Here is a 16,317-nt window from a genome sequence, read left to right as displayed (position 1 = left end):
GGCACCTCGGTCTGTTGCTCAGGTCAACCTACGCCCCGCGCCGCCGCCTGCAAGGCCTGCCGCGCCGGAACGCGGGCCGCGCCCGCGCCGGCGGCCCCGGATCCCGCGTCACAGGCGGATGTCCTGCATGTCCCAGATCGCCGACAGCGACCGCTCGCCGACACGCACCAGCCGGGCGACGACCGCCGCGGCGGCGATCTCGTCCCGGCGGTCGGCGCAGCCGATCACGTCCCCCGCCACCCGCGCCAGCGCCGGCATCCCGATCCGGTCCGCGATGGTGGCCAGCGCCCGCGCGCTCTGCCGCATCTCGGACCACTTGCCATGCCGGAACTGCCGCTCCGTGAACGAGAGCCGCACCGCCAGCTCCTCCATCGCGCGGCAGACGAGCTCCTCCGCCTCGGCCTCGCCCATCCGCGCGCAGAGCTCCTCCAGCCGCGCACGGTCGAGCCGCACCGGTTCCTCCCGCGGAAGGACCGCCACATGGTCGCTCATCGCACCCTCATCCACCTGTTCCCATCCGGCGCCCTCCCTAGCGCCGCATCCTTCCCATCCGGTTGAGGTCAAGAGACAAAATTCCGAAGAATCCGATCGAATACGTTTCATCGACGCCCGGCCCGCGCTATGCAGACCGGCAGACCGCCCAGCAGAGAACGAAGGACACGTGATGGACTTTGCCAGCCCGCTTCCCGCCTACCTCGTGAAACGCTACCACGGCTGGAAGGCCACCAGCTTCGCGGAGAACAAGGCCTGGTACCGCCATCTCGCCGAACAGGGCCAGCATCCCCGCGCCATGATCATCTCCTGCTGCGACTCGCGCGTGCATGTCACCGCGATCTTCGGCGCCGACCAGGGCGAATTCTTCATCCACCGCAACATCGCCAACCTCGTGCCGCCCTATGAACCCGACGGCAACCAGCACGGCACCTCGGCGGCGGTCGAATACGCGGTGACGGCGCTCAAGGTCGCCCATGTCGTGGTCGTCGGCCATTCCAATTGCGGCGGCGTGCAGGGCTGCCTCGACATGTGCTCGGGCCACGCCCCCGAGCTCGAGCAGAAGTCGAGCTTCGTGGGCCGCTGGATGGACATCCTCCGCCCCGGCTACGATCGGATCAAGGACCTTCCGGACCACGACAGCCAGCGCCGCGCGCTCGAGAAGGAAGCGATCCTCGTCAGCCTCGAGAACCTGATGACCTTCCCCTTCGTGAAGGAGGCGGTCGCAGCCGGCACGCTCACCCTGCACGGGCTCTGGAACGACATCGGCTCGGGCGGGATCGAGCAATACGACCCGGACACCAACGCCTTCCACCCCGTCTGATCCCGGACGCGGGCCCGGCCTGCTTCCTCTGGTTCCGTATCCTCGGGGGTGAATTGCACGCCCCCGGCGTGCAAGAGGGGGCAGACAGCCCCCTCCTCCCAAACATGACGTGCGCGGGCCCCTGGCCCGCGCTCCGCCGGATCGGTCCCCGGCAAGCCCGGGGCAGGGGCGTCAGACGAAGTAGCCGATGTTGTTGGCCAGGATGATCCGCAGCGCGTAGACCCCGATCAGCACCACCAGCGGCGCGAGGTCGAGCCCCGACATCGGCGGCAGGATCTTCCGCACCGGCCGATAGAGCGGTTCCACCAGCCGGTTCAGCCCGTACCAGATCTGGGCGACCAGCTGCTGGTTCAGGTTCAGAACCTGGAAGTTGATCAGCCACGACATGATGACGTGGACGATGATGATGAACCACACCACGTCGAGGATCAGCATCAGGATCTGGAACAGGCTCAGCACCGGGGCACTCCTTTGGATTGTCCGGGTTTTACCTAAGGATCGCGGAGGCGTCGCGCAAGTCGGACGCGAGGTCGCGGTTGACGGCGCGAGACCAGGCGGCAGGGTCCGGGGTGGAGGTCGCCCCATGTATCCATTCGTCCGCATCTTCGCGCAATGCCTGCGCCACCGGTCCAGGCCGCTGTCGCCCTGGGACACCCATGTCTCGCATCACCGGGTCCTGCCGTGGGACCTCGACATGATGAACGAGCTCAACAACGGGCTCACCCTGACCTTCTACGACATGGGCCGCATCCCCTTCTCGCTCAGGATCGGCATGTGGGACCGCTTCCGGGCCAACGGGCTGAGCTTCACCATCGCGGGCAGCGCGCTGCGCTACCGCAAGCGGATCACGCTCGGCCAGCGGCTGGAACAGCGCACCCGGATCGCCGGCTGGGATGCGCGGTTCCTCTATTTCGACCAGAGCCTCTGGCTCGATCCCGACACCTGCGCCGGCCAGGGGGTCTTCCGCTCGGCGGTGGTGCGGCGCGGCAGGATGGTCGGGATCGAGGATGAGGTCCTTCCGCTGCTGGACACCCCCGCCACCGCCGACGCGCGCCCCGAGCTCCCGGACTGGATCCGGCATTGGGCGGCGGCCGAGAACGCAAGGCCCTGGCCCCCGGAGAGGTGATCCGCCCATGGTCGTGGGCCTGTCCGCCGCGCTCAGGCCGCGGAACGACCCCGTCTCACACCGGCGCCGCCACCTTCCGCGCCTTCGACAATTGCACCATCAGGATCCCCGCCGCGACGATGGCGACGCCGATCATGTCGTTGGGGCCGATCGCCTCTCCCAGCACCACGGCCGCCACCAGCACCCCGAAGAACGGGTTCAGGAAGTGGAAGACCGAGGCGCGGATCGCCCCGATCTCGTTCACCAGCGTGAACCAGATCCAGGTCGCCAGCAGCCCCGGCACCAGTGTCGTGTAGACGAAGGCGACGACGAGCCCGGTGGTGATGTCGACCCACAGCTCCTCGAGCGCAAGCGAGGCGACGGCAAGGCAGACCGCCCCGATCAGCATCTGGAGGCCCACGACCATCAGGACGTTCCCGCCGGATGAGGCCCCGCGCGCCGACAGGGTCGCGACCGCCAGCGCCAGCGTGCCCACGATGCAGAGCATCAGCCCGAAGGGATCGGCCCCGCCCGAGATCCGCGAGGACATGATGATGAGCACCCCGCCGAACCCCAGCCCGAGGCCCACCACCGCCATCGGCGCCAGGCGCTCGCGGAAGATCACCCGGTTCGCCAGCGCCACGATCAGCGGCATCGCCGAGGCCATGATCGACGCCAGCCCCGCCTCCACCGTCTGCATCGCCACGAAGAAGAGCCCGAGGTAGAGCGCGTTCTGGCAGACCCCGAAGATCACCGTCGCCCGCCACTGGCCGCGCGTCAGGTTCCAGCTTTCCCCGAGCGCGCGCGCCAGCGCCACGCCGATCAGGCCCGAGACGAGGAACCGCAGCGAGAGCGAGGCCATCGGCGGCGCATGCGCCACGATCACCCGGGCCGAGGTGAAGGCCGACGACCAGAAAAGGGCGAAGAAGAGCCCAAGTACCACCGCCCTCAAGTTCATGCGCCTGCGCTCCCTGCCTCTACGGGGCGGACAGAAGCACATCGGCGCGGCAGGGGAAACCCCGCCGTCCACAGCGCCGCAGGGCGATTGACGCAAGCGCGGCTTGCACGAATACTGGCCACCGGGCTTCCCCCGCCCGCTCAGGGCAAGGTATTGACGCATGACGGGTTTTCTCGCCTTCTGCTTCGTGGTCGGCTACATCGCGATCCACCTCGCCTTCATTGCCCGCGCGCTGCTGCGCCCGCACCGCGAGCCGTCGTCCCGGATGGCCTGGGTGCTGGTCATGCTGATGGTCCCGATCGGGGGCATCGTCGCCTACATCTTCTTCGGCGAGACGAACATCGGGCGGAAGCGCGCGGCGAAGTACAAGGAGACCTCGGGCACGATCGGGCGCTACACCGACACCCATCCCAGCCCCGACCCCTATTCCAACATTCCCTCGCCGCACGGACAGATCTTCCGCACCGGCCAGTCGATCAGCGGCTTCCTTCCGGTCGGCGGCAACGCGGCCGAGCTGATGCGGGATTCCGTTTCGGCCATCGACCGGATGGTCGCGGACATCGACGCCGCGCAGGACCACGTCCACATCATGTTCTACATCTGGCTCGAGGACGTCACCGGCCTGCGCGTGGTCGAGGCGCTGAAGCGGGCGGCCGGGCGCGGGGTGACGGTGCGCGCCATGGCCGACGATCTCGGCTCCCGCCGGCTCATCAAGTCCGAGCACTGGCGCGCGATGGCGGCGGCGGGTGTGAACCTCGGCCGCGCCCTGCCGATCGGCAATCCGCTCCTCCATCCGATCCGCGGCCGCGTCGATCTGAGGAACCACCGCAAGATCGTCGTCATCGACAACGCGATCACCTATTGCGGCAGCCAGAACTGCGCCGATGCCGAGTTCCTCGTGAAGCCGAAGTTCGCACCCTGGGTCGACCTTCTGATCCGCTTCGAGGGCCCGGTCGCGCGGCAGAACCAGTGGCTCTTCGTGCAGGACTGGATGACCCACGTGGACGAGGACCTTTCCGACCTGCCGACCCGCGCCCCCGCCGAACCCGACCGCGGCCCCGTGGTGGCGCAGGTGAACGGCACCGGCCCGACCGTGCGCGCCTCGGCCATGCCCGAGATGTTCGAGGCGCTGCTGCACGGCGCGCGGCGGCGGCTCACGATCACGACACCCTATTTCGTGCCGACCGAGGCGATGCAATCGGCGATCTGCGCCGCCGCCTACCGCGGCGTGGAGGTGCGTTTCGTCCTGCCGAAGCGCAATGATTCCCGCGTCGTCGACGCGGCCGCCAAGAGCTATTACTACGACCTGCTCAAGGCGGGCGTGCGGATCTTCGAATATCCCAAGGGGCTGCTGCACACGAAGTCGCTCACGCTGGACGGCGACGTGTCGATGATCGGCTCGGCCAACCTCGACCGGCGCAGCTTCGAGTTGAACTACGAGAACAACATCCTGTTCTACGACAAGGCCCTGAGCGCGGCGCTTCTGGCCCGGCAGGAGGAATACATCGCCGACAGCCACGAGATCACGCTGGAGGACGTCCGGAACTGGAGCGTCTGGCGGCGGCTCTGGTACAACAGCATCGCCATGATGGGCCCGGTCCTCTGAACCGCCAAGCCTCTGTCATCGCAAAAGAAAAGAGCCGCCCAACCGGGCGGCCCCCTCGATCGGCATCAGCCGGGATCAGCCGTTCACGCTGTCCTTCAGAGCCTTCGCGATGGTCATCTTGACCACCTTGTCGGCTTCTTTCTTGAACTGGTCGCCGGTGGCGGGGTTGCGGACCATCCGCTCGGGGCGCTCACGGCAGTAGATCTTGCCGACGCCCGGCAGGGTCACCGCGCCGCCCGCGGACACTTCCTTGGTGATCACGTTGGTGATCGCGTCCAGGGCCGCCGATGCGGCTTTCTTGTCCTGGCCCATTTCTTCGGCCAGTGCGGCCACCAATTGGGTCTTGGTCAACGGTTTTGCCATTTCTGGTCTCCTTTACTGCCCGATGTCTTGGGCCACGATTTCCGGAGTTAACCGGATATTGGGGATCAACACAACAATTAGTGCAACAAAACAAGGGAAATCCGCCGAGTCTGGCACAGGTGTCACGGGTGACCCTTGGTCAGAGGAAGGCGGTTTCGTCGAACGCCCGCAATTTCCGGCTGTGGATACGTTCCAGCGGCATGTCGCGCAAGGTTTCCATCGCCCGGATCCCGATCATCAGGTGCCTGGAAACCTGCGTCTTGTAGAAGTCGCTGGCCATGCCGGGCAGCTTCAGCTCTCCGTGCAGCGGTTTGTCGCTGATGCAGAGCAGCGTGCCGTAGGGCACCCGGAAGCGGAAGCCGTTGGCGGCGATCGTCGCGCTCTCCATGTCGAGCGCCACGGCCCGGGACTGGCTGAGCCGCTGGACCGGGCCCTGCTGATCGCGCAACTCCCAGTTGCGATTGTCGAGCGTGGCGACGGTGCCCGTCCGCATGATCCGCTTGAGGTCGTAGCCCTCCAGCTCGGTCACGTCGGCGACCGCCTGTTCCAGCGCCACCTGGATCTCGGCCAGCGCCGGGATCGGGACCCAGACCGGCAGGTCGTCGTCCAGCACCTTGTCCTCGCGCAGGTAGGCGTGGGCCAGCACGAAATCGCCAAGGCTCTGCGTGTTCCGCAGCCCCGCGCAATGGCCGACCATGATCCATGCGTGCGGGCGGAGCACCGCGATGTGGTCCGTCGCCGTCTTCGCGTTCGATGGCCCCACGCCGATGTTGACCAGCGTGACCCCGGCCGAATTGTCGCGCTTGAGGTGATAGGTCGGCATCTGCGGCATCTTCGAAGGCGTCGGGAGATCGCCGAGCGGGCCGGTGATCTCGGCGTTCCCGGTGGTCACGAAGCTGGTGTAGCCGCTGTCCGGGTCGGCGAGCATCCGGCGCGCGAAGCTCTCGAACTCGGAGACGTAGAACTGGTAGTTGGTGAACAGGACGTGGTTCTGGAAGTGCTCGGGATCCGTCGCGGTGTAATGCGCGAGCCGCGCGAGCGAGTAGTCGACCCGCTGCGCGGTGAAGGGCGCCAGCGGCATCGGCTCGCCCGGCGGGGTGACATGGGTGCCGTTGACGATGTCGTCGTTGGTCGTCGTCAGATCCGGCACGTCGAAGACATCGCGCAGCGGGAAATTCGCCGCGCCCTCCTGCGGGATCGAGACCTCGGCATCCGATGCGACGGCGAAATGCAGCGGCATCGGCGTGTTCGAGACGCCGACCGTGACCGGCACCCCGTGGTTGCCGAGCAGAAGGCCCAGCTGCTGGCGCAGGTAATTGGCAAACAGCCGCGGCCGGGTGATCGTCGCGGCATAGGTCCCGGGGTCGGGCACATGGCCGAAGGACAGCCGGCTGTCGATGTGCCCGTAGGAGGTCGTGGTGATCCGGATCTCGGGATAATAGGCGCGGACGCGACGGCCGTCGGGGCCTTTAGAGAGGGTCTTGCGGAATTCGTCCTGCAGGAAGGCGGTGGCTTCCTCGTAGAGCGCGATCAGCCTGTCCACGGCGGCGGCGGGATCGGTGAATTCCTGCGGCGGGGCGATCGGCGGGGTGCGGACGTCCTGCTCCATTTTCTTCTCCTTCTTTTTCCCTGTATCCACGGGATCCGGCGCCGCGGCAAGGCCCGACCCCTTGCGGGAATCCTCTGCGCGTCGCATTGCAGGGGGATGACGACACTGCTTTCCCTCGGCCACGGCTATTCCGCCCGCGCCCTCGCCCGCCGCCTGGTTCCGCAGGGCTGGCGGATCCACGCAACGACCCGCTCGGCCGAAAAGGCCGAGGCCCTGAAGGCCGAAGGCGTGATCCCGCATGTCTTTCCGGGCGAGGACCTGTCCGCCGCGCTCGGCGAGGCGACGCATCTTCTGGTCTCGGCCGGGCCGGACGAGGCGGGCGATCCGATGCTGCGCGAACTGGGCGACGCCATCTCCGCCCGGGCCGGGGCGCTCGACTGGGCGGGCTATCTCTCGACCACCGGCGTCTACGGCGATCACGCCGGCGGCTGGGTCGACGAGGCGACCCCGCTCACCCCCTCCACCCGCCGCGGCAGGTGGCGCGTCGCGGCCGAGGCCGAATGGCAGGCGATCCCCGGCCTGCCGCTGCACATCTTCCGCCTCGCCGGGATCTACGGCCCCGGCCGCGGGCCGTTCTCGAAGGTCCGCTCCGGCAAGGCCCGCCGGATCGTGAAACCCGGACAGGTGTTCTCTCGCATCCACGTCGAGGACATCGCGCAGGTGCTCGAGGCCTCGATCCGCCGCCCGAACCCGGGCGCGGTCTACAATCTCTGCGACGACGACCCGGCCCCGCCGCAGGACGTCATCGCCCATGCCGCGCAGCTCCTGAGCCTCCCCCTCCCGCCCGAGGAGGATTTCGCCGAGGCCGAGATGACGCCCATGGCCCGCAGCTTCTATGCCGAGAGCAAGCGCGTGCGGAACGACCGGATCAAGGACGAGCTGGGGGTGAGGCTGTTCCATCCCACCTATCGCGAGGGGCTCGCCGCGCTGCTGGACGCGGCGGAAGAGGACGCGCCGGATTGATCCGCGCCCCGGCAACCTTTCCGACCCATCGGCGTTAAGGCGAATGAGCCACGCCCTGATCCCCCCGCCGCCCCTCGCCGAGCGCCTGCCGCAGACGATCGGCGGCCGCCCGCTCCGCGGCCTCGTCGACATCCTCGACGCGCTCGACGATGCGGCACGCGGCGGCGACGTGTCGGTCGGGGACGTGCTGCGGGAGATCGGGGTGAGGTCCTTCTCGCCGCTGATCCTGATCCCGGCGATGATCCTCGTCTCGCCGCTGTCGGGGATCCCCGGGGTGCCGACGATCGGCGCGCTCTTCATGCTGCTTGTGGTGACGCAGAAGCTCATGGGCCGTCCCCATGTCTGGCTGCCCCGCTGGCTCAAGGCGCGCTGCATCCGCTCCGAACGGCTCGCCCGCGCGACCGCGTGGCTGCGGCGGCCGGCGGCGTGGATCGACGGGCGCACGCAGCGGCGGATGGCCCTTCTGGTGAGCCGGGGGGCCAATATCCTGACCCTTGTCGTGATCGCGGCGATCTGCGCCTTGCTGCCGTTCCTCGAGATCCTGCCGATGGTGACATCGGTGTTCGCCACCGGCATCACCTTCTTCGCCATCGGCCTGATGGCGCGGGACGGGATGTTCACGCTGATCGGCTATGGCTGGACGGGGCTGGCCGCGGCGATGCTGTGGTGGCTGGTGACCGCGGCGACCTGAGCGTGTGCCGGGCCGCCTGCGGCGCACGAAGCCGGAGCGCGGCCTGCCCCGCGCCCCTGGCCGTCAGGCTTTCCGCTCGGCCAGACGGGTCACGCCGAGAACGTCCAGCACCTTCGCCTCGATATCCTCCGCGCCGAGCTTTGCCACCCGGTACATCGCCTCCGGCGAGGCCTGGTCGATGAACACGTCCGGCAGCACCATGGAGCGGAACTTCAGCCCGTGATCGAAGACCCCCTCGTCGGCCAGCAACTGGGCGACATGGGACCCGAAGCCGCCGACGGCCCCCTCCTCGATGGTGATCAGGGCGTCGTGCCCTGCCGCGAGCTTCAGGATCAGGTCCCGGTCCAGCGGCTTGGCAAAGCGCGCATCCGCCACGCTCGGCGTGATGCCCCGGGCGCCGAGCGCCTCGCAGGCCTTCTCGACCTCCGCCAAGCGGGTGCCGAAGGACAGGATCGCGACGCCCTTGCCCTCCTGGATCATCCGGCCCTTGCCGATCTCGAGCGGCGTGCCGTCCTCGGGCAGCGGCACGCCGACGCCCTCGCCCCGCGGGTAGCGGAAGGCGATCGGCCCGTCGTCATGCGCCGCCGCGGTGGCGACCATGTGCTTCAGCTCCGCCTCGTCCGCCGCCGCCATGACGACGAAGCCGGGCAGGTTGGCCAGGAAGGCGGTGTCGAAACTGCCGGCATGGGTCGCCCCGTCGGCGCCGACGAGTCCCGCCCGGTCGATGGCGAAGCGCACCGGCAGACGCTGGATCGCGACGTCGTGCACCACCTGGTCATAGCCGCGCTGCAGGAAGGTCGAATAGATCGCGCAGAAGGGCCGCATCCCGCCGGCGGCCAGCCCCGCGGCGAAGGTCACCGCGTGCTGCTCGGCGATGCCGACATCGAAGCAGCGCGAGGGGAAGCGCCCGTCGAAGAGCTTCAGCCCCGTCCCGTCCGGCATCGCCGCGGTCACCGCGCAGATCCGGCTGTCGGATTCGGCGAGCTTCACGAGGGTCTCGCCGAAGACGTTGGTGTAGGACGGCGCATTCGATGCCGCCTTCTTCTGCTCGCCGGTCGCGGGGTCGAACTTGCCGGTCGCATGGCCGCCGTCCCGGGCGCGCTCGGCGGGGGCGAAGCCCTTGCCCTTCTTGGTGATCACGTGGATCAGCATCGGCCCGGTCGCCCGCGCCTTCACCGTGCGCAGCACCGGCAGAAGCTGCTCCATGTCGTGCCCGTCCAGCGGCCCGACGTAGGAGAACCCCAGCTCCTCGAACAGCGTGCCGCCGACGGCCACCGATTTCAGCAGCTCCTTGGCGCGCTTGGCGCCCTCCTGGAACGGGCCGGGCAGGAGCGAGACCGCCCCCTTGGCCGCCGCCTTGAACTCCTGGAACGGCGCGCCCGCGTAGAGCCGCGAGAGGTAGGACGAGAACGCCCCCACGGGCGGCGCGATGGACATCTCGTTGTCGTTGAGGATCACGATCAGCCGCTTGCCCAATGCGCCCGCGTTGTTCATCGCCTCGAAGGCCATGCCCGCGCTCATCGCGCCGTCGCCGATCACCGCGATGGCGTCGCCCACCCCTTCGGGCGTGGTGCCGCCGAGGTCCCGTGCCACGGCAAAGCCGAGCGCCGCCGAGATCGAGGTCGAGCTGTGCGCCGCGCCGAACGGGTCATAGGGGCTTTCGCTGCGCTTGGTGAAGCCCGAGAGCCCGCCCTCCTGGCGGAGGGTCTTCATCCGGTCGCGCCGGCCGGTGAGGATCTTGTGCGGATAGGCCTGGTGCGAGACGTCCCAGATCAGCTTGTCCCGCGGCGTGTCGAAGATCGCATGCAGCGCGACCGTCAGCTCGACCACGCCCAGGCCGGCGCCCAGGTGGCCGCCCGTCTCGGACACGGCCGCGATCGTCTCGGCCCGCAATTCGTCGGCAAGGCGGCGCAGCTCCGCGTCGCTCAGCCGCTTCATGTCCTGCGGCGACCGGATGCGGTCCAGCAGCGGGGTCTCGGGTTTCATCGTCATGGCTGCCCCTCCGGGCTGGCGTTCAGCTTCGGCGCGAGATAGCGAAGCGGGCCGCGTCCTGCAAGTTCCCGGCCCCCGCGCCGTAGGGAGAGAGCGCGTCACAAGCCGCCTCGGCCAGCTCCGCCGCCCGCGCCCGGGCCGGTTCCAGCCCGAGCAGCGACACGAAGGTCGCCTTGCCGGCGGCGCCGTCCTTCTTGAGCCGCTTGCCCGCGCGGGCCTCGTCGCCCTCCACGTCCAAGATGTCGTCCGCGATCTGGAAGGCAAGGCCGAAGGCCTGCGCGTAACGCCGGAGCGGGTCCGGATCCGCGCCCGCCATCCGGGGACCGGCCATCGCGGACCATTCGAAGAGCGCGCCGGTCTTGCCCGCCTGCAGGGCGGTGATCTGGTCGATCGTGAGCGGGGTCTCGGCGGTTTCGGCCGCGATGTCCATCGCCTGGCCCAGCACCATGCCCCGGGCGCCCGCGGCCTGGGCCAGCGTCAGGGCAAGGTCGGCCCGCGTCGCCGGGGCGAGCTCCGGATGCGCCGCGCATTCGAAGGCCAGCGACTGGAGCGCGTCGCCCGCAAGGATCGCCGTCGCCTCGTCCCATTTCACATGCACCGTGGGCAGGCCCCGGCGCAGGTCGTCGTCGTCCATCGCGGGCAGGTCGTCATGGACCAGCGAATAGGCGTGCATCGCCTCGATCGCCATGGCGGGCCAGAGCGCCTGCGCCGGATCGACGCCGTGCAGCCGGGCGCTTTCCAGCACCAGGAAGGCGCGCAGGCGCTTGCCGCCGCCCGCGGCATGGCGCATCGCGGCGCCGACCTCTCCGGGCATGTCCGCGAGAAGGCTGTCCAGCCCGCGGCCGACCGCCTCGGCCGCGGCCGCGAGGGCGGCGTCGAAACTCACGGGGCGCAAGTCACTGCGGGTCGACAGGAGTCGTGCCCGTGGGCTGACCCTGCGCGTCGAGCGTGATCGCGGCGACCTTCTCCTCGGCCTCCTTGAGCTTCTGCTCGCACCGGGCCTTCAGCCTGGCGCCGCGTTCATAGAGCGCGATGGACTGGTCGAGCGGCACATCGCCGCGTTCGAGCTGCGAGACGACGCCCTCGAGCTCCTTCATCGCGTCCTCGAAACTCATCTGGTCCACGGGCTGCTGGTCGGACATTCACGCCTCCGCTCTTTCAGGTGGCGGCACCTTATCCGCGGCCACGGGCAGGTGCAAAGGGGAAGCGGGGACCGGCGGGCATCCGGCCTGACCGGAGGACGATCGCGGTGGAGATCCCCGGGTCGAGCCCGAGGATGACGGTGTCGGCGGCGCGACCGGATCGCGCCCGGCCTGGGGGGCGGGTCCAGGCGCGATCCGATCTGCCAGGGGCAGATCGGCGCATGGGCGGTGAGGGAGGCTCGGACGTCCCTACCGCGCCGCCGCGATCAGCGCATCGACATGCGCCTCCCCGCTCTCCGCCAGCGCGTCGAGGTCGTAGCCGCCCTCCAGGCAGGAGACGACGCGGCCCTCGCAGACCTCCGCCGCCATCCGGCAGAGCTCCTCCGTCACGAAGGCGAAATCCGCGGTCTCCAGCGAGAGTCCCGCCAGCGGGTCGTTCGCATGCGCGTCGAACCCGGCCGACAGGATCAGCAGCTCTGGCCGGAACGCCCTCAGCCGCGGCAGGATCGTGTCGGTCAGGATGCGCCGGTAGACCTCTCCGGTGGTCCCCTCGTCCAGCGCAATGTTGAGCACGGTCCCCGCGGGCCCGGTCTCGGACGGCGCGCCCGTTCCGGGATAGAGCGGCATCTGGTGGGTCGAGACGAAGAGGATGCGCCCGTCGGACTGCACGAGGTCCTGCGTCCCGTTGCCGTGATGCACGTCGAAATCCACGATCGCCACCCGCTCCAGCCCGTGCCGCTCCAGCGCGTGTTTCGCCGCGATGGCGACGGTCCCGAACAGGCAGAAGCCCATCGGCGCGCGGGTCTCGGCGTGGTGGCCCGGCGGGCGGCAGGCGACGAAGGCGTTGTCCGCCTCGCCCGAGAGCACCATGTCCACGGCCCGCACCGCGCCACCCGCGGCGCGCAGGGCGGCCTGCAGCGATCCCGGCGACATCCACGTGTCAGGGTCGAGCTGGCGGATCCCCCGCTCGGGCTCCGCCGCCTTGATCGCGTCGAGGTGATCCTGCGGATGCGCCAGCAGCAGGTCGTCATCCGCGGCGAGCGGCGCGCGGACGCGCAGCAGGTCCTTGCCCTCGAGCCGGGGCAGCAGCGCCTCGAGCCGGGCGACCCGCTCGGGATGGCCCTCGGGCGTGAGGTGATTGAGGCAGTCGGGGTGGGTGAGAAGCGCGGTGGTCATGCGGGCGAAGCTATGCCGCGGCCGGGGCGCCGTCCAGCGGCGTCAGGCATTCGTGACCCGCGCCCAGGTGTATTCCGCCCCCAGCCAGAAGCGCCGCGCCGGCCCCAGCGGGAAGCGCATCGGCGGCTTCGCGAAGGCCCGCGGCACGGGCGCCTCGGCCCCGCGGGCCAGGTCGCCGACCATGCGTCCGCAATAGGAGCCCATGGCCACGCCGTTGCCGTGATAGCCGAAGGCGGCGAAGACGCCCGGCAGCTCGGGCACCTCGCCGCAGAAGGGGGTGAGGCTCGCCGTCAGGCAGACCATGCCGGACCAGTAATGCGGCGTCTCGACATGCGTCCATTCGGGGAAGAGACGGTCGAAATCCCGCCGGACCCGGGCCCTTATGCGCTTCTCGTTCGCCGGCGTGCAGATCAGCCCGCCGCGCTGGCCGAAGACCATCCGCTTGTCCGGCGTCAGGTGGAAGTAGTGCAGCAGCCGCCGGTCCTCGTAGGCCATCTGAAGCGCGGTCCAGCCCTGCGCCTCGAGCTCCGCATCGGTCATCGGCCGGGTCGCGATGACGGAACTTTGCGCCGGCAGGAAGCGCGCGCGCATCCAGCCCGGCACCTCCTCCGACCCATAGCCGTTGGTCGCCACGATCACCCGCTTGGCCCGGATCCGCGCGGCGGGGGTGGCAAGCCGGTAGCCGTAGCTCTTGCGCTCGATGCCCGTCACCGGGCTGCCGCCATGGATCCGCGCACCGGCGGCCTGCGCCGCGGCGGCCAGCCCGGCGAGGTATTTCCGCGGATGCAGCGCGAAGCCCACGGGCACGGTGAGCGCGCCGTGGAAAGTGCCGTTCAGCCCATGGGCGCGCAGGTCGGCCTTCTCGACCAGCGTGGAGCTCACGCCGTAGGCGGCGTCGTATTCCGCCCTTTCGCGGCGGAGCGCGGCCATCTTCGCCTCGGAATGGGCGAGGATCGTCTCGCCCTCGGAATGGCGGTCCACGTCGAGCCCGAGGCGGTCGATCAGCCCGGCGACATGTTCGACCGATGCGAGCTCGGCCTGCCGGACCTCCGCGGCCGCGCCGGCGCCGAAGCGGCGCTCCAGCGTCTCGTCCGCGGCCCGCGTGCCTCCGAGGCAGCAGAACCCGCCGTTCCGGCCCGAGGCGCCGAAGCCCGGGAATTCGGCGTCGAAGACCGCCACCTGCTCGCCCGCCTCGGCCAGCGCCAGGGCGGCGTTGAGCCCGGTGTAGCCGCCGCCGATCACCGCGTAATCGGTGTCGATCTCGCCCTGCGCGGCGGAGCGGTGGAGCGCCGCGCGCGGCACGGCATCCGCCCAGAAGCAGCCCTCGATCGGTCCTTGGGAATAGGCGTAGTCGCCGAAGGGTCTTTTCATGTCCGGCCCGCGGCCCGCTCGTCTTCTTCGCGGCGCGTCGCGGCCCGTTTCGAGGCGAACGAGGCGATCAGCACGCCCACGGTCACGATGGCGATCATGATCGTGGAGAGCGCGTTGATCTGCGGATCCACGCCAAGCCGCACCGAGGACCAGATCTTCATCGGCAGCGTCGTCGCCGAGGGCCCGGCGGTGAAGCTCGCGATGACGAGGTCGTCCAGCGACAGGGTGAAGGCCAGCAGCCAGCCCGAGATGACGGCGGGCAGGATGATCGGCAACGTCACCAGCCGGAAGGCCGTGAAGGGCGTGCAGCCGAGATCGAGCGCCGCCTCTTCCAGCGAGCGGTCGAAGGTCACGAGCCGCGAGGAGACCACCACCGACACGTAGCACATCGCGAAGGTCGTATGGGCGAGCACGATGGTGAAGATCCCCCGGTCGAGCCCGATGCCGATGAAGAGCAGCAGGAGCGACAGGCCGGTGATGACCTCGGGCATGACGAGCGGCGCGTAGATCATGCCGGAGAACAGGGTTCTGCCGTGGAACCGCCCGGCCCGCACAAGCACGTAGGCCGCCATGGTGCCGAGGATCGTCGCGATCGAGGACGAGAAGAAGGCCACCTTCAGCGTGACCCATGCCGCGTCGAGGAAGGCCTCGTTCCGGAACAGCTCGCCGTACCACCGGGTCGAGAACCCGGCCCAGACGGTGACCAGCTTCGAGGCGTTGAAGCTGTAGATGATCAGCAGGACCATCGGCAGGTAGAGGAACGCGAAGCCGATCGTCAGCGAGGTGACGTTGAACCAGGAAAGACGTCTCATGCGCGGGCCTCCGTCGCGACCGCATCCGCCCCGCGGCCCCGTTCGGGCGCCACGGCAGCCGGGCACCGCGGGCCGGTCACGGGCGCGAAGGGCCGCGCCCTTCCTCTGGGGGGCGCTCCGACAGTCCCGGTCGCTGCACCCCCGTCACGCGCAAGCCAATGGCGCGGCGCGGGACGGCGACACTGCGCCCTCCCGGCCGGGAGGGAGGGCGCGGCCCGGCGTGCCGCCGGGCCGACGGGCGCGAACGGAGCGCCAACGACCGGCTCATGCCGGGCACCGACAAACGCCACCCCGCGCAAAGGACCCATCTCCGCCATCACGTCCCCTCCGCTTCGCGCTGCTTCTGCTCCTGCCGCTGGAACAGCACGATCGGGATCACGAGGATCAGCAGCAGGATCACCGCCACGGCCGAGGCCACCGGCCAGTCGCGGTTGGAGAAGAACTCCTCCCACAGCACCTTGCCGATCATCAGGGTCTTGGACCCGCCCAAAAGCGAGGGGATCACGAATTCGCCGACCGCCGGGATGAAGACCAGGAAGCAGCCCGCGATCACGCCGTTCTTGGACAGCGGCACCGTCACCAGCCAGAAGGCCGAGATGCGCGAACAGCCGAGGTCCTCGGCCGCTTCCAGAAGCGAGCCATCCAGCCGTTCGAGCGCGGCGTAGATCGGCAGGATCATGAACGGCAGGTAGGTGTAGACGATGCCGATGTAGACCGCCGTCTTGGTGTTCAGGATCTGCAGCGGGCTGTCGATGATCCCGAGCCAGAGCAGCACCTGGTTCAGCACCCCCTCGTTCGCGAGGATCCCCATCCACGAATAGACCCGGATCAGGAACGAGGTCCAGAACGGCAGGATTACCAGCATCATCAGCGTCGGCCGCCATTCGTCCGGTGACTGCGCCATCGCATAGGCGATCGGGAAGCCCACCAGCAGCGTCAGCACGGTCGAGATCGCGGCGATCTGGAGCGAGGAGAGATAGGCCTTCCAGTAGAGGTCGTCCGTGGTCAGGAAGGCGAAGTTCTCGAAATCGAGCTCGGCGAAGAAATCCCGGATGCCCTGCCACCCGGCCGAAAGATCGAGCTGCGGCGTATAGGGCGGGATCGAGAGGGCGACGTCGCTCAGCGAGATCTTCATCACGATCACGAAGGGGATCAGGAAGAGGCAGAGCAGCCACAGATAGGGCACGAGGATCAGGACGAGACGGCGCATCAGA

Annotated in this window: 17 protein-coding genes; 5 read left to right on the top strand and 12 right to left on the bottom strand. The window is 69.2% G+C overall.

Translation table 11 applies throughout. The features are described 5' to 3' along the window. Window positions 1-108: 108 nt before the first annotated feature. Window positions 109-492 (bottom strand): hypothetical protein, encoded by a 384-nt coding sequence (locus tag Q344_RS0112885; protein WP_028287083.1) that lies wholly within the window; start codon window positions 490-492, stop codon window positions 109-111. A gap of 172 nt (window positions 493-664) precedes the next feature. Here Q344_RS0112885 and Q344_RS0112880 point away from each other — a divergent pair, with 172 nt between their 5' ends. Continuing rightward, the gene (locus Q344_RS0112880; protein WP_028287082.1) at window positions 665-1,315 is read left to right on the top strand and encodes a carbonic anhydrase; all 651 of its coding nucleotides are present in this window, start codon (window positions 665-667) and stop codon (window positions 1,313-1,315) included. A 171-nt stretch (window positions 1,316-1,486) separates the two neighbouring features. Here the strand turns inward: Q344_RS0112880 and Q344_RS0112875 are convergent, their stop codons facing one another. Beyond that, complete coding sequence (locus Q344_RS0112875; RefSeq protein WP_028287081.1) at window positions 1,487-1,774, bottom strand: YggT family protein; 288 nt, start codon at window positions 1,772-1,774, stop codon at window positions 1,487-1,489. Between the two features lie 124 nt (window positions 1,775-1,898). Here Q344_RS0112875 and Q344_RS0112870 point away from each other — a divergent pair, with 124 nt between their 5' ends. Then, complete coding sequence (locus Q344_RS0112870; RefSeq protein WP_028287080.1) at window positions 1,899-2,441, top strand: acyl-CoA thioesterase; 543 nt, start codon at window positions 1,899-1,901, stop codon at window positions 2,439-2,441. Window positions 2,442-2,496: 55 nt separating this feature from the next. Here the strand turns inward: Q344_RS0112870 and Q344_RS0112865 are convergent, their stop codons facing one another. Continuing rightward, window positions 2,497-3,378, bottom strand: coding sequence for a DMT family transporter (locus Q344_RS0112865; RefSeq protein ID WP_028287079.1), 882 nt, complete (start codon window positions 3,376-3,378; stop codon window positions 2,497-2,499). Window positions 3,379-3,538: 160 nt separating this feature from the next. On the opposite strand from Q344_RS0112865, the gene cls reads away from it, so the two are divergent. Then, window positions 3,539-4,984 (top strand): cardiolipin synthase, encoded by a 1,446-nt coding sequence (gene cls, locus Q344_RS0112860; protein WP_028287078.1) that lies wholly within the window; start codon window positions 3,539-3,541, stop codon window positions 4,982-4,984. 75 nt (window positions 4,985-5,059) lie between these two features. Here the strand turns inward: cls and Q344_RS0112855 are convergent, their stop codons facing one another. Further along, a complete protein-coding gene (locus tag Q344_RS0112855; protein ID WP_028287077.1) occupies window positions 5,060-5,347 on the bottom strand; it encodes an HU family DNA-binding protein in 288 nt (95 codons plus the stop codon). A 139-nt stretch (window positions 5,348-5,486) separates the two neighbouring features. After that, window positions 5,487-6,956, bottom strand: a complete 1,470-nt coding sequence (locus Q344_RS0112850) for an AMP nucleosidase (RefSeq protein ID WP_036539194.1) — start codon at window positions 6,954-6,956, stop codon at window positions 5,487-5,489. Between the two features lie 96 nt (window positions 6,957-7,052). On the opposite strand from Q344_RS0112850, the gene Q344_RS0112845 reads away from it, so the two are divergent. Together Q344_RS0112845 and Q344_RS23910 are read left to right on the top strand one after the other, a co-directional pair. Then, window positions 7,053-7,919 carry an SDR family oxidoreductase gene (locus Q344_RS0112845; protein ID WP_028287075.1) on the top strand — a complete coding sequence of 289 codons (867 nt, stop codon included), beginning with the start codon at window positions 7,053-7,055 and terminating at the stop codon, window positions 7,917-7,919. 43 nt (window positions 7,920-7,962) lie between these two features. After that, window positions 7,963-8,610: an exopolysaccharide biosynthesis protein gene (locus tag Q344_RS23910; protein ID WP_084178400.1), complete on the top strand. Its 648-nt coding sequence runs from the start codon at window positions 7,963-7,965 to the stop codon at window positions 8,608-8,610. 63 nt (window positions 8,611-8,673) lie between these two features. Here Q344_RS23910 and dxs read toward each other — a convergent pair whose 3' ends face one another. The 7 genes from dxs to Q344_RS0112805 all read right to left on the bottom strand — a co-directional run bounded on the left by dxs (window position 8,674) and on the right by Q344_RS0112805 (window position 16,313). Beyond that, window positions 8,674-10,602: a 1-deoxy-D-xylulose-5-phosphate synthase gene (gene dxs / locus Q344_RS0112835; protein ID WP_028287074.1), complete on the bottom strand. Its 1,929-nt coding sequence runs from the start codon at window positions 10,600-10,602 to the stop codon at window positions 8,674-8,676. A 22-nt stretch (window positions 10,603-10,624) separates the two neighbouring features. Then, on the bottom strand, window positions 10,625-11,488 hold the full coding sequence (locus Q344_RS0112830) for a polyprenyl synthetase family protein (RefSeq protein ID WP_036539573.1): 864 nt from the start codon (window positions 11,486-11,488) through the stop codon (window positions 10,625-10,627). Between the two features lie 10 nt (window positions 11,489-11,498). Further along, complete coding sequence (locus tag Q344_RS0112825) at window positions 11,499-11,744, bottom strand: exodeoxyribonuclease VII small subunit (RefSeq protein ID WP_028287072.1); 246 nt, start codon at window positions 11,742-11,744, stop codon at window positions 11,499-11,501. A 249-nt stretch (window positions 11,745-11,993) separates the two neighbouring features. Then, the gene (locus Q344_RS0112820; RefSeq protein WP_028287071.1) at window positions 11,994-12,920 is read right to left on the bottom strand and encodes a histone deacetylase family protein; all 927 of its coding nucleotides are present in this window, start codon (window positions 12,918-12,920) and stop codon (window positions 11,994-11,996) included. A 42-nt stretch (window positions 12,921-12,962) separates the two neighbouring features. Then, a complete protein-coding gene (locus tag Q344_RS0112815; protein WP_028287070.1) occupies window positions 12,963-14,291 on the bottom strand; it encodes an NAD(P)/FAD-dependent oxidoreductase in 1,329 nt (442 codons plus the stop codon). After that, on the bottom strand, window positions 14,288-15,103 hold the full coding sequence (locus Q344_RS0112810; protein WP_028287069.1) for an ABC transporter permease: 816 nt from the start codon (window positions 15,101-15,103) through the stop codon (window positions 14,288-14,290). The genes Q344_RS0112815 and Q344_RS0112810 overlap by 4 nt, the downstream gene beginning before the upstream one ends. Before the next feature lie 316 nt (window positions 15,104-15,419). After that, window positions 15,420-16,313, bottom strand: a complete 894-nt coding sequence (locus tag Q344_RS0112805; RefSeq protein ID WP_028287068.1) for an ABC transporter permease subunit — start codon at window positions 16,311-16,313, stop codon at window positions 15,420-15,422. Between the last annotated feature and the right edge of the window lie 4 nt (window positions 16,314-16,317).

This window comes from Pseudooceanicola nanhaiensis DSM 18065 (genome assembly GCF_000688295.1).
GTDB classification, from domain to species: domain Bacteria; phylum Pseudomonadota; class Alphaproteobacteria; order Rhodobacterales; family Rhodobacteraceae; genus Pseudooceanicola; species Pseudooceanicola nanhaiensis.
The sequence above is the reverse complement of the archived record's forward strand: the minus strand, read 5'-3'. Positions and strand labels throughout refer to the sequence as shown.